This is a genomic window from Rhizobium giardinii bv. giardinii H152 (genome assembly GCF_000379605.1).
Classification (GTDB): domain Bacteria; phylum Pseudomonadota; class Alphaproteobacteria; order Rhizobiales; family Rhizobiaceae; genus Pararhizobium; species Pararhizobium giardinii.
On record NZ_KB902713.1, the window covers coordinates 177,209 to 190,046 of the forward strand.

The window sequence follows — 12,838 nt, forward strand, 5'->3', positions numbered from 1 at the left end:
CTCTCCACCCTCGCAGATGGAAGTGTTCATGAGTATGCTTGTCGAGATGGTCGGCATCAACAAGTCCTTTGGCGCGACCAAAGTCCTGTCGAATGTTCAATTTTCGCTTGAACGCGGCTCTGTCCACGCATTGATGGGCGAGAACGGGGCCGGAAAATCCACGCTGATGCGAATTCTGGCCGGCGTCTATCAACAGACCGCTGGACGCGTCCGTCTGCGAGGAGAAGAGGTGATCTTCCGGTCCCCCAAGGAAGCGCGTCTCGCCGGGGTGTCGACGGTGTTTCAGGAGTTCACCCTGATCCCCAATCTCACGGTCGCCGAAAACATGTTTCTTGGGCACGAACCGCGGCGTGCCGACGGGTCGATAGACAAGGTCGAGGTCGTCGAGCGATCCCGCAAGCTGCTTGCCGACGTTTTCCCTCAACTGGACCCGACGGCGATTGTGGAAACGCTGACGGTTGCCCAGCAGCAGGCAGTGGAAATCGCCAAAGGTCTGACATCCAATGCCGATGTCTTCATTTTCGATGAACCGACCGCGGCACTAAACTCGACGGACGTCGCTCATCTCTTCAAGGTCATCCGCGATCTCAAGGCACAAGGCAAGGCTGTCGTCTACATCTCGCATCGGATGAACGAGGTGTTCGAACTGTGCGATACCATCACCGTCATGAAGGACGGGGCTTGGGCAAAGACAGCCAGGACAGAAGACTTCAATCTCCAAACGCTTGTGGCAACCATGGTTGGACGCGAGCTTCAGAATTTCTTTCCGCCGAGGGCGCAGGCCATTGGATCGCCAATGCTCGACGTGGCAGGGCTTCGTCTCGATGACCATGGCCCGCCAGTCGGTTTTTCCGTATGCACGGGCGAGATAATCGGACTGGCCGGGCTTGAAGGCCAGGGGCAGCGCGAAATCATGCGTGCGGTCGTCGGGGTCGAAACCGCCGCAGCCGTGAGCGTCCGGCGTCGCCGCGACGATAGCATGATCAGTGTGAACGTATCCTCAGGCTTTTCGAGTGCGATCTCAGCCGGCATTGGTTTCATTCCTGAAGACCGCAAGCAGGAAGGCCTGTTTCTTCGGCTTCCGATCTACGACAACATCGCCCTTGGCAAGCAGTTGAACCGGAACATGGCGAGCGTTGCATGGCGTTCCATCTCCAGGGTTCACGATGTCATAAAGTCGCTCCGCGTTGCGGCCGCCGACCCAGCATCGCCCGTCGGCAAACTTTCGGGCGGAAACCAGCAAAAGGTCCTTCTTGGCCGTTGGCTGTTATCGGGGGTCGATATCCTTGTCATCGAGGAGCCGACACGTGGCGTCGATGTCGGCGCGAAAGCGGAAATCTACAAGCTGCTTCGCGATTTTGCCGATCGTGGCGGTGCCGTGATCGTCTCCTCACGCGAGCACGCCGAGCTGATCGGGCTTTGTGACAACATCCTGGTCGTTCACGACAAGAAGATCGTCGGGCAGATGCCCGCGCTTGATGCCACAGAGGAAACCATCCTGGGAACCGCACTCGGTTCGAACTCCGCGCACGATCCGCGCGCCGCTGTTCATTGAGGAGGATACATGAATACCGTCGCAAAGTTCCTGAAGACACCTTATAGGGCGGGTGCGATCCGGCTGTCGATCGGGACGCTACTCGTGCTGGTGGTCGCCTCGGTCATCCTGCTTCCAGAATTCCTGGCGCCGGAGAATCTGTCGAACCTGCTGGCCCAATCTACTGTTCTTGTCATTTCTGCGCTCGGCCAGACCTTTGTGATCCTGACGGGCGGCCTGGACGTTTCCGTTGGTTCGATCATCAGCGTGACGACCACGATCATGACACTCGACATGCCCGAGGTTGTCCGTGTCATGCTTTGCATTGCGGTTGCGATCGCATTCGGACTGGCGAATGGATACGGCGTAGCAAGGCTCAACGTCCATCCGATCATCATGACCCTGGCAACAATGGGTATCGGCCAGGGATTGGCGCTTATCATACTTCCTATCCCCGGCGGGAAGGTGCCCGAATGGCTTTCGGCGTCAGTCGCGGGTTCGGTCGGGCCCGTGCCAAACTCGCTGCTCTGGCTGATCGCCGCTGCTTTCGTTGCCGCCTGGTTGCTTTATCGCAGACCGTTTGGCCTCTACCTGTTCGCCTCGGGTGGCAACGACTTCAATGCCCGCATGAATGGCGTCCCGGTCGAGCGCACAGTCATCAAAGCCTACATCCTGTCGGCGCTATTTGCTTGCGCTGCCGGGATGTTCCTCGCGGGCCGCCTTGCCTCGGGCGATCCCAAGGGGGGTGCCACCTTCGGAATTGAATCCGTTACCGCAGCAGCGCTCGGGGGTGTTCACCTGGCTGGCGGTATCGGCAGCATCCTCGGCACTGTCGCCGGCGCGGCTATCCTCGGCATCGTGAACAACGTGATGAACCTCGCCAACGTCTCGGCATTCCTCCAGTCGGTCGTGAAGGGCCTTCTGCTGCTGGCACTCGTCGTCTCGCAGCGTCGCAAAACGATCGGACTTTGAAAGAGATGGACCTCTCGATGACCACAACAGATGCGAAAATTGAGACGCCATCCCGCACTCTCACCGCAAGACGCGTGTTTTCCTGGGTGCTCGGCTTGCCCCCAGCATATTACGTGCTCGCAATCCTGATCGCTGTGGCCCCCGCGGTAAGTGCGACGCTGATCAATCCGAACTATTGGTTCGTGATCCTGAAACAGTCAGCGCCGCTCGGTATCGCGGTGCTGGCGCAATCTCTTGTCATGCGGGTGCGTTCGATTGATCTCTCGGTCAGTGGCGTGTTTGCTTTTTCGATCTATCTCGCCAGCTCCGGGCTCCTCAACAGTTACTCGCCCTTCGTCACGGCCCTGATGCCGATCGTCATCGGCCTTGGCGTCGGTCTGATCAACGGCGCCCTCGTGGCCTATGTCCGCGCCTCCGCGGTCATCGCGACGCTGAGCGTATCGGCGATCCTCATAGGGATCGTCCAATTCATGAGTTCGGGCCGTGCACCGGGTTCGACACCAAGCTGGCTTCGCGTCCTGACGAGCGGGAACATCTACGGCCTGTCTTACTCCGTGATCGTCTGGATCGGGATTTCCGTTGTCGTCGCACTGGCGTTCCGCTTCCTGATCCTCGGGCGATACTTCCGCGCTGTCGGCGACAATCCGAGGGCGGCGGAGATAACAGGCATACCCCTGGCCCGCACGATTTTTGTCTCCCATACGTTTGCGGGCACGCTGACGGGCATTGCCGCCCTGGTTCAAGTGTCGGCGCTGGCCGTTGGCACGATCAAGCCCGGCTTCGACACGTTCATGAACGCACTCGCCGCCACGATTCTCGGTGGGGTGACGTTCGGCGTCGACCGCGGTGGCGTCGCGGGGCCTTTCGTGGCGGTCGTCGCCTTCAGTTTCCTCTTCGCGATGTTGACAGTGTTCGGCATCCAGGAGCCCGGCAAGCTTATCGTCCAGGGCGGGATCATCGCTCTTGCTGCAATCATTTACGGAGCACGCGTCGGTCGCGTCTAGGCCGCACAGGATCTGCCAGATAGATCATTCCCGGCGTCAACGCGGGAAAATGCAGGAGAAAAGCATGGTGAAGATAACAGCGGCCGTCGCCGTAAAACCGAAAGCTCCACTTGAGTTTCGTGAACTTGAGCTGGCGGATCCAGAAGGCAATGAAATTCTCGTGCGGACGGTCGCTACGGGCATCTGCCATACCGACCTGTTGCTCCGGGATGGGATCTTTGGGCCTCCCGCCCCGGTCATACCGGGACATGAAGGTGTTGGCATCGTCGAGGCCATCGGGGCGGACGTCCAAGGGTTAAGGGTCGGCGACCACGTTGCGCTCAGCCAGAGTTCATGTGGCTTCTGCGGTGACTGCCGGCGCTCTCACCCGATGAACTGCCAGAACTACACCCAGTACAATCTGACGGGGCTTCGTCCGAACGGCAAAAAGGCCTTGCTCTGTGATGAGGTCGGCATCGGCAGCAACTTTGTCGGCCAGTCATCCTTCGCGACCCACATCCTGGCGACGGAAAACAACGCCGCGCAGCTTCCCAAGGATTTCGACCTGACGAATGCGGCCCCGCTCGGTTGCGGCATGGCAACGGGAGCAGGTACCGTTATCAACGCCATGAAGCCGGAGATCGGACAAACCATTGCCGTGTTCGGCGCGGGAGCAGTCGGCATGGCTGCGGTGATGGCCGCCAAGGTCCGGCGGTGCAGCAAGATCATCATCATCGACCTGAACGAGCAGCGTCTGGCCATGGCCAAGACGTTGGGCGCGACCCACGCCATCAACGGCCGGGACCCAGACGTCGTGGAGCAGATCCACGCCTTGACGGGCGGCGGTGCCGATTTTGCGATCGACGCCGTGGGTATCATTCCCGTCATCCTGAACACGATCAAATGCACGCGGGCAGGGGGCCATGTCGTCCTCCTCGGGCTCGACGCGCTCGGCAAGGACATTCCAATTCCGCTGGACCTCATGGTCTTCAACCGGAAAATTCAGGGTGCCATCCTCGGAGATCAGATCCCTCAGCTCTTCATTCCCCAACTGGTCGAGCTGAACCAGGCGGGCCTGTTCCCGTTCCAGAACCTGATCACAAAGTATCCGTTCGAGAAAATCAACGAGGCCATCGCCGATGCCGAAGCTGGCCGCGTGATCAAGCCCGTCATCGTCTTCAATTAGGAGCTTCCCACATGGCATCGAGCAAGTCCGACGAACAGCATCTCATTGTTGAGTTTAAAACATCGACGCGTAACCGGGACCGTGTCAACACACTGCTCCAGGAGTTTGTCGGCCCTGCCCGCGAGGAAGAGGGCTGCCTTTACTACAATCTCTACCAGCGCTCCGACGAGCCGAATACGTTCTTCATTCTCGATGGTTGGGCAAACGAGGAGGCAGCCGCGCGTCACGGAGAATCTGCGAACGTCAAGCGTGTTCTCGAACCGTTGCTTCCGTTGCTGGTAAGCCCCCCTTCCATCATTGTGAGCAGTCGCATCAGCGACTGAGCTTGCGATCGTGCAACACCGAAGGACCCGCCCGAGGCGGGTTTTTTCCAAAAGCTCGCGGGAGGGCGAAATGGAGCATCGAGTTGTCATCGTGGGAGGCGGTTTCGCCGGCCTCCAATTGGCCAAGGATCTCAAATGTCCAAACCTCTCGATCACGATCGTCGACAGACGCAATCATCACCTGTTCCAGCCGCTGCTCTATCAGGTCGCGACGACGGTCCTGGCGACGTCTGAGATTGCCTGGCCCATTCGCGCAGTATTCCGTGGAAGGAAAGATGTCACGACGCTTCTTGGCGAGGTCGTGGACGTCGATGTCGAGAAGCGGCTTGTCTCGCTCAAGGGCGGTCATGCCATTCCCTACGATACCCTTGTTCTCGCAACGGGTGCCCGTCACGCGTATTTCGGCCGGGATGAATGGGAGCCTTTCGCGCCCGGACTGAAGGCGCTGGAAGACGCCACCACCATCCGCCGTCGTCTTCTCCTGGCATTCGAAAAGGCGGAGCTGGAAACCGATCCCCAAGCGCGGGCGGCGCTGCTGACCTTCTCGATAATCGGCGCCGGGCCGACAGGCGTCGAAATGGCCGGGATCATCGCCGAACTGGCTCAAAGGACGCTTGTCGAGGAATTCAGAAATATCGATACGACTTCGGCGCGCATTCTTCTTGTAGAGGCAGGGGCGCGTATTCTGCCTGTTTTCCACGAGGCGTTATCGCAATACGCCGAGCGGTCCCTTGCGTCGATGGGCGTCGAGGTTCGCACGGGACGGCCCGTAACCGACTGCAACGAGGAAGGTATATCGATTGGCGACGAGTTCGTCCCGAGCCGCACGGTCATATGGGCGGCGGGCGTGCAGGCATCCAGGGCCGCCGTTTGGGTCGGGGCGGAGATAGATCGAGCAGGGCGGGCGGTCGTGCAGCCCGACCTCACGGTCTTCGAACACCCGGACATCTTCGTTATCGGCGATACCGCCTCCGTTAAGACCGGCGAGGGAATGCTGGTTCCTGGTATCGCGCCTGCCGCAAAGCAGCAGGGAAAATACGTCGCTCAAGTGATCAAGGCCCGCCTTAAGCAGCGCGCAGCGCCGCCTGCCTTCAAGTACAGACATCTTGGTAACCTTGCGACCATTGGACCAAGCTCCGCGGTGATCGATTTCGGAAGGCTGCGGCTGAAGGGCTCCATCGCCTGGTGGATCTGGGGCCTTGCCCACATCTACTTTTTGATCGGAACACGGAGCCGCATGGCGGTCGCGCTGAGCTGGCTCTGGGCATTTACCTCCGGACACCACTCTGCCCGCCTTATTACCCAGAAGGAGACGCTGAAGGACGAGGTTTAGCAGCATGGGCAGGAGGTGCGCTGGTCAACATGATATTTGAGAAGGGTGGGCAATGATCTCGTTGAGCTCAATGCCGACAATCGCCGCGCGTTCTCGTACAGACCGACCCGCGGCGCCGCCTAATTTAACAGCGTCGATCTGCTCGCCTAGATAAGCACATTGACTGTCTGCAAAGTGAAGCAATCGAGACCCGTCAATGATCCTGCCGGCGGTCCCGCCGGTGCGTTGATGGTCCTTTATCGGATTAAGGCGCTGAAGCAGCATCAGATCAGAACCGGAAGCATCTTCGGCTTCGAAGGCGCGGCCTCGTTCCCCGGCGATATGACGGGCATTGAGCAGCCGTGCGGCGTTCTCATTCCGGCGGCCGTGGAAAAATGCCATCCATACCGGTAATGCAGACCGCATCAAGGCAAACCTGGTGGTCGAAGCCGCCAACGGAGCCGGTTACCTTCGAGGCCGACAAGGTGCTGCGCGCACTCGTGGCGTCACCATCCTTCCCGATCTCTACGTCAATGCCGGCGGTGTGGTCGTCAGCTACTTCGAATGGGTGAAGAACCTGACGCATATTCCCTTCGGCCTGATGGAACGGCGCCGCCGCGAACGGCGCAACCAGACCATCGCAACAGCCCTCGAACGCATGACCGGCAAGGAATTCCCCGCCGATATCCGCGATGAGTTCCTCGAAGGCGGCGCCGAAACCGATAACCCATGACATCAACCAGGCGAACGAAAGTCGCTCCCGAGAGACTGTCCGGGATTTAGTGAAACGACTGTCCGGGATTTACCGGAATCGCTGTTCCGTTAATCCGAAATCCGCATCGTAATCCCGCGCCCCCGCGTAGCCGCGGCCGGGTGGCTGTCAAACTGCGGGTCGAATTGCGCCGATCAGAAACCAGCCGTAAGGTGTCAGCCAGCTCGGAAGAGCCCTAACCGCGTGTCAAGGCTCAATAGTAGAGCGCATCTCATTTTTTGCTAAACCGCGTGCAATAAACAGAAATCCGTCGGCAATCAGGTCGCGGAAATTTGTGGCCGGCCCTTTGTCTTTGTTGGCCTCGTGCGGCATGCAAGCACCACATCGACATGGCGGCGAAGGTAGGGCTTTGCAAAAGAATTTGCCCAGTAAACAATAACAGATTGACAGATTGTCTGATAATCAGTTTAGTCCGACTCAATACCCTGCCGCGATGGCGCGTGTTCCACCGGAGGAAAATTGTCAGACTCTCAATAAGCGCGCGTTGAATTCATTTGGTTGGGCGCGATAGGCCAACCGAATGGCATACGGACCAGCGAGCCGCGTGTAAAAGCGTACGATTTTCCCGATAGATGCCGTTCCCCAAAGACATCCATGGGCGCTTCTATTGAAGGTTCAACTGTGGCGCGGCCAGACCAAGCCGACGCGCGCCAAAGATGAGGTGACGCCGGACGTCGAAAAAGCCGATGGATTATCCGTCGATCATCTTTTCACCTCTTCGTGGCTGCCTGAGTAGGAGAGGCGGGAGACAACGTGATTTGGAGATAGGTGTGTGGATTGCCTGTTGAAATATGATCGAGGTGCTAGAACTCACGATTTCCCACATGGGCCGTTTTCCGCGTGAAACCGGTATCGCAGACACACAACGCACGCCCGGCGACGCCGACGGATCGGTTTATGGAAGGAGGACAGACCGCCGCCGGCTCTTATGCTGGCAAAGTATGCGTGTTGGTGGGCGCGTCAAACCCGGTCGGTTTCTGTCTCGCGCAGTCTTTTCTCGAAACTGGCTACCGTGTCGCCGTAGGCGATCTCGACCCTTCAGACTTCAGTTCATTAACCGCAGTCTCGGGGACGAATTTGTTTCCGGTTAAGGTCAATTTGAATAGGGACGTGTATGTCAATTCAATGGTCGATCAGGTCTACCTACGCTGGAGCCGGGTCGATATTCTGGTGAACATAGCCTTCCGTCGACGTGAATGCGCCGATCCGCTTTCCGCTACGGATCTTGGGCTTGATGCCGTCTCCAATCTAATAAGGGTGACAAGTGCTTTCGGCTCCCGGCTCCAGGGAGAGGAACTCGCTGTTGTCAATATTGCGTGGTTTGACGAGAAGACGCTGCTAGAGGCCGACCGCGAGGCTGTGCTCCAAGCGGCCTTACGAACCACGACGAGTGCAATGGCGAAGAAGTATATCGACACGGGGCTTCGAATAAACGCTGTTCATACCAGAAATGCGCGTTCTACATCTTGCGTTCAAAGCGAGACGCTCAGGACGCTTGTTCAAGCTGTCCAATTCCTTGCAAGTCCGGAACTGTCTGGAAAGCTCACGGGGAACGTCTTGGACATCGACCTGAAACCTGACGATAGTCCTTTCCGAGGATAATCCGCGACTATATTAACTTGGCGTTAAGGTTGATAGTTTGTGCGTCAATTCGACGTGGAAATCCTAACAAGATGTAAAGCGTTTAGCGTCTCGGCATTCGAACATTCTTCCTCTTCGTTTAGGTCAAATAACTAAAACTCCAAGAACGGGTGGCAGTGCCCGCTTTAGTCATCTGGAGGTTTTATGTTCGTCGATCGCTTGCTATCCGCTTTCAGCATCAGAGCGAAAGTCCTATTAGTACTGGTGCCGCTGGTCATGATACTGGCAGCCGTCGGCGTCGTGAGCCTGCAGGCGACCGGATTGCTGCAATCTCGCCTACGCCTATCGAGCGAAGTTCTCGAGACTTTGAGCGGATTTCGGGACGTCTCTGAGAGCATGAACCGGTTTTTGGCGCAGAGTTCGACGGAGAACCGTGATCAGGCCCTGGCAAGTCTAAGCGGGCAGGGCGCCACGATGCTGTCGCTTCAGAAAGCCGCCGCTGACGTTGGTAGTGACACTCGTGCTCTTGAAAGCAGTGAGTCCGCGATGTCTGCTATTTCTGACAGCATGGACCGCATGTGGTCCCTGCACAACGATGAGCTGTCCATTCGTCGTGACGTTGCCGCGAGCTTGACCGAGATCAAGCAGGTCGCGGCCGACCTGAAGCTGGCCGCGGTTAAAGTCCGTGCGCAGGTCCGCAACCAGGAAAACTCTGGCAAAACGATGCTCAGAGAGGCTACCCGCTCAATCGACACGGCGGCAATTATGCAGCGGTTGTCGGAAAATCTAGTGAACCTTCCGGCCAGCGCGATGCAAACCCCCGAGGCACAGCAACAGGCGCTCATGATTAAAAAGGCGATGAAAACTGTCAAGCGCGTCGTTGCTACGGGCGATGATGGACAAGCAGTCGCAAACTTGGAACAGGCAATCTCCAGGCTCGTCGCTAATTCCGGGCTGGATAGCGCTTTCCTTCACAGCATTGGGATCGACCTTAGTGCGTTTGCCCCGCGACTGCGAAATGACGCCATACAGCATATGATCGAGGGAACCCATGCAGTTCGGGGCTTGGATAAGCCATTGGCGGAATCGGAGACGCTCGTTGCGGCAGTGGCATCGGTAGGCCAGGATGCCGATTCGATTGAGATTGAGATAAACAACCTGTTGCGGGCGGCCAGCACGGAAAACCAGCAGCGACTCGTTGAGCAACTTACGAAACTGACGCGTGACACCGTAGCGGTTGGAGGCGTAGCCGGTTCATTGCCAGACTTCCCCAAAATGGAAGAGACCCTCTACTCACAGGGGGATGCCATCGAACAGAATACCGAGAAGTTGGTCAAGATTGCGGAAGGGCGGCAGGCGCAGTACGCAGAGGCGGATAAAACCGTCCAGTCGATATGGAAAAATCTCGTGTCGTTCGCGTCGACTCAGGAACATGACGCTCACCGGGAAAGCGATTTCGCCCGACTGTTGTCCGCAGCTGCTACCGTCTCGGGTGTCTTGGTCGCCCTCTTGGCTGGAGCCGGCCTGATGGCGACATTGCGCTCGCCAATCGAACGGATCGCAAGGCGCATGCAGGCGCTAGCAACCGGTGATCTTCGATCAGACATCGTTGGCTGCCAGCGGAAAGACGAAATTGGCGATATGGCTCGGGCGCTTGAAGTTTTTCGCGGAAATGCGGTCTCCAAGCTCGAAGTTGAAGCACGTGCGCAAAACGACCGGAAAACGGCTGATCAGGAGCGGACGGATCGTGAGTTTGAACGTGCCCAGCTTGAGAAAGAAGTGTCCAGCGCTGTACAAACACTCGGGGAGGCACTGTCTCGATTGGCGCGGGGAGACATCTCGCAAACGATCGACCGCCAGTTCCACCCCAATCTCGAGCAACTGCGGCGCGACTTCAACCACTCACTGTCCGTCCTCAGGGATACCGTGTCCCATATCGACGAAAATACCCAACAAATCAAATGGGGAACCAACGAACTTTTCAAAGCCTCCGATGATTTGTCACGCCGGACTGAACGACAAGCTGCTTCCCTCGAAGAAACCGCCGCAGCCGTCGAGCAGGTGACTGCGACGGTGAGGAACTCCTCGGAGAATGCCTGTGAGACACAAGCGTTCGTTTCTGCAGTCAAGGAACATGCAGAGGGCGCGGCCATCATTGTAACTGATGCTATTAGCGCCATGGGGCGAATTCAGGATGCATCTTACAAGATCGGTCAGATCATAGGATTGATCGACACGATTGCATTCCAGACGAACTTGCTTGCGTTGAATGCCGGCGTTGAAGCAGCTCGTGCCGGCGATGCTGGAAAAGGCTTCGCGGTCGTTGCACAAGAAGTACGCGAGCTTGCCCAAAGGTCGTCAGCCGCAGCGCTCGAGATCCGGCAGTTGATTTCAGAATCTTCCTCAGAGGTGGCCGTCGGTTCGGATTACGTCGGCAAGACCGGGGAGGCTCTGCACAGCATAGCGGCATCCATCGTGCAGATTTCTGATCGCATCGACCAGATCGTGAGTTCCAGCCGCGAACAAGCGACTTCGCTGGCCGAGATCAATAACAACGTCAATGTTCTTGATCAGGGGACGCAACAGAATGCAGCCATGGCTGAGCAGACAAACGCTGCAACGAAGACGCTTTCTGATCAGACTGTTGAACTCAGCGAACGGCTTGCTGGGTTCAAGTTATCAGATGACGGGCCGGCTCATCGGATAGGTCTCGCTGCATAAGGCAGCCGTGGTTAGGTTCGAAGCATTCCGATGGCGGGCCATGCCGCCATTCGATCGAATGAAGGTCACATACCCCAGCGCACGATTTCGCTTCGATGCGCCGGTCTCTCTCCTGGTAGCTCTTTGTCGCTCTCCGTCGCGCAGGATTCAGCACGGCCCGGGCCGACCTTAAGACAACGAAACTATCATCCAGTGCTCAGACTTTGAAAGGTGTCTATCCGTGTGCGTACGTGAGTTGATAATTGGATTTTTTCTCGCCGCAACCCTGGCTATCCCGCTGACGGCAAAGGCTGGCGGGCTCAGTGAACTGCCGCGGGAAGAGCGAAAGACCTACGAGTTATTGGACCCGCGGTTGCCCACGGGAGAGTCTGTATTTCGGAATTTCAAAGCAAAGCGAGCGCCACCGTGGAAAATTGGTTACGCCTCTAGCTACGCTGATAACACATGGCGTGCGAACGTCCTTGATGAATTTACAAATGAGCTTCTGCCGACTTTCAAGAAGGCTGGGCTGGTATCCGAGCTCGTCGTTACGCAGTCCAATCTCGATGATAGCGCCCAGATCAGCCAAATGCGGCAGATGGTAGATGATGGTGTCGACGCCATAATCATATGCTGCTCCAACCTTACAGCGCTCAACCCGACAATAGAGTACGCCTATTCGAAAGGCGTGCCTGTTATCTCATACTCCGGTTACGTGACGTCGCCGTTCGCAATCAATGCGACAGAGAATAACATGCAAGGCGGTTTTGAGGCGTCAAAGTGGTTGGCTGAAGAAATCGAAGGCAGCGGCAATGTGCTGCTTGTGTCCGGAATCACTGGCTTCGCCTCCTCAGACAGCTTCCAGGTCGGCGCCACAAAGGCCTTGGAGTACTATCCCGAGATCAACGTCGTCGGACAGGTTGACGGGAAATGGACAGACAGCGTCGCACAATCTGAAGTGCAGAAATTCCTTGCCGCTAACCCTGGCCGAATTGATGGTATTATTGTTCAGTCGGGAGCCGAGTCTGGTGTGATCGACGCCGTCCGCCAGTCCGGGCGCGAGATAGTGCCGGTCGTGCTTGGGGGAGAAGCTTCGGCATCATGCTACTGGCGTAAGAATCCTGAATTTGTAAGCAGGAGCTTCCACTTCTGGCCGCCGCGCTCCGAGGCTCGTTTCGTATGGGACGTAATGATGCGCACTCTGCAGGGTCAAGGTCCGAAGATACAGTCCATTCTGCGACCGGCGATTCCTTACACGATCGATGATGTAAAGGCGGATCTGCCAGCCAATTGCGATCCTAATAGTGAAGACTGGCTCGAACCGAAGGATGCAGCTTGGTGGACTGCTGACGCTGCCGCTAAATATTTCGACAATCCAGCAGATCCACTTTCTTGGAGACCAACCAATTGATCTTGCATTGCTGTATAGTCGGTGAAACGCACCCCGCCCAGCCTCGGGCGAGGTCGGCGACGTG

General features: G+C 57.4%; 12 protein-coding genes. 11 read left to right on the top strand and 1 reads right to left on the bottom strand.

Annotated features, from left to right (window positions below; all coding sequences use genetic code 11):
* Window positions 1-28: 28 nt before the first annotated feature.
* From A3AY_RS0127485 to A3AY_RS0127510, 6 genes are all read left to right on the top strand, one after another.
* Entirely contained in the window at window positions 29-1,555 is a 1,527-nt protein-coding gene (locus A3AY_RS0127485) for a sugar ABC transporter ATP-binding protein (protein WP_026203894.1), read from the top strand.
* Window positions 1,556-1,564: 9 nt separating this feature from the next.
* A complete protein-coding gene (locus tag A3AY_RS0127490) occupies window positions 1,565-2,506 on the top strand; it encodes an ABC transporter permease (RefSeq protein ID WP_018328891.1) in 942 nt (313 codons plus the stop codon).
* A 5-nt stretch (window positions 2,507-2,511) separates the two neighbouring features.
* Window positions 2,512-3,510 (top strand): ABC transporter permease subunit, encoded by a 999-nt coding sequence (locus A3AY_RS0127495; RefSeq protein ID WP_018328892.1) that lies wholly within the window; start codon window positions 2,512-2,514, stop codon window positions 3,508-3,510.
* Between the two features lie 64 nt (window positions 3,511-3,574).
* Window positions 3,575-4,675, top strand: a complete 1,101-nt coding sequence (locus A3AY_RS0127500; protein ID WP_018328893.1) for an NAD(P)-dependent alcohol dehydrogenase — start codon at window positions 3,575-3,577, stop codon at window positions 4,673-4,675.
* 11 nt (window positions 4,676-4,686) lie between these two features.
* A complete protein-coding gene (locus tag A3AY_RS0127505) occupies window positions 4,687-4,998 on the top strand; it encodes a putative quinol monooxygenase (RefSeq protein ID WP_018328894.1) in 312 nt (103 codons plus the stop codon).
* A gap of 70 nt (window positions 4,999-5,068) precedes the next feature.
* Window positions 5,069-6,331, top strand: a complete 1,263-nt coding sequence (locus A3AY_RS0127510; RefSeq protein WP_018328895.1) for an NAD(P)/FAD-dependent oxidoreductase — start codon at window positions 5,069-5,071, stop codon at window positions 6,329-6,331.
* Between the two features lie 24 nt (window positions 6,332-6,355).
* Here A3AY_RS0127510 and A3AY_RS40830 read toward each other — a convergent pair whose 3' ends face one another.
* Window positions 6,356-6,736: a hypothetical protein gene (locus tag A3AY_RS40830; RefSeq protein WP_234913117.1), complete on the bottom strand. Its 381-nt coding sequence runs from the start codon at window positions 6,734-6,736 to the stop codon at window positions 6,356-6,358.
* 13 nt (window positions 6,737-6,749) lie between these two features.
* Here A3AY_RS40830 and A3AY_RS40835 point away from each other — a divergent pair, with 13 nt between their 5' ends.
* The 5 genes from A3AY_RS40835 (at window position 6,750) to A3AY_RS0127540 (ending at window position 12,774) form a co-directional block, all read left to right on the top strand.
* Window positions 6,750-7,043 carry a hypothetical protein gene (locus A3AY_RS40835; protein WP_026203896.1) on the top strand — a complete coding sequence of 98 codons (294 nt, stop codon included), beginning with the start codon at window positions 6,750-6,752 and terminating at the stop codon, window positions 7,041-7,043.
* Window positions 7,044-7,689: 646 nt separating this feature from the next.
* A complete protein-coding gene (locus A3AY_RS41125) occupies window positions 7,690-7,818 on the top strand; it encodes a hypothetical protein (protein WP_018328896.1) in 129 nt (42 codons plus the stop codon).
* Window positions 7,819-7,979: 161 nt separating this feature from the next.
* Complete coding sequence (locus A3AY_RS0127530; RefSeq protein WP_018328897.1) at window positions 7,980-8,684, top strand: SDR family oxidoreductase; 705 nt, start codon at window positions 7,980-7,982, stop codon at window positions 8,682-8,684.
* A gap of 183 nt (window positions 8,685-8,867) precedes the next feature.
* Window positions 8,868-11,384: a methyl-accepting chemotaxis protein gene (locus A3AY_RS0127535; protein WP_018328898.1), complete on the top strand. Its 2,517-nt coding sequence runs from the start codon at window positions 8,868-8,870 to the stop codon at window positions 11,382-11,384.
* A gap of 220 nt (window positions 11,385-11,604) precedes the next feature.
* A complete protein-coding gene (locus tag A3AY_RS0127540; protein ID WP_026203898.1) occupies window positions 11,605-12,774 on the top strand; it encodes an ABC transporter substrate-binding protein in 1,170 nt (389 codons plus the stop codon).
* Window positions 12,775-12,838: the final 64 nt, after the last annotated feature.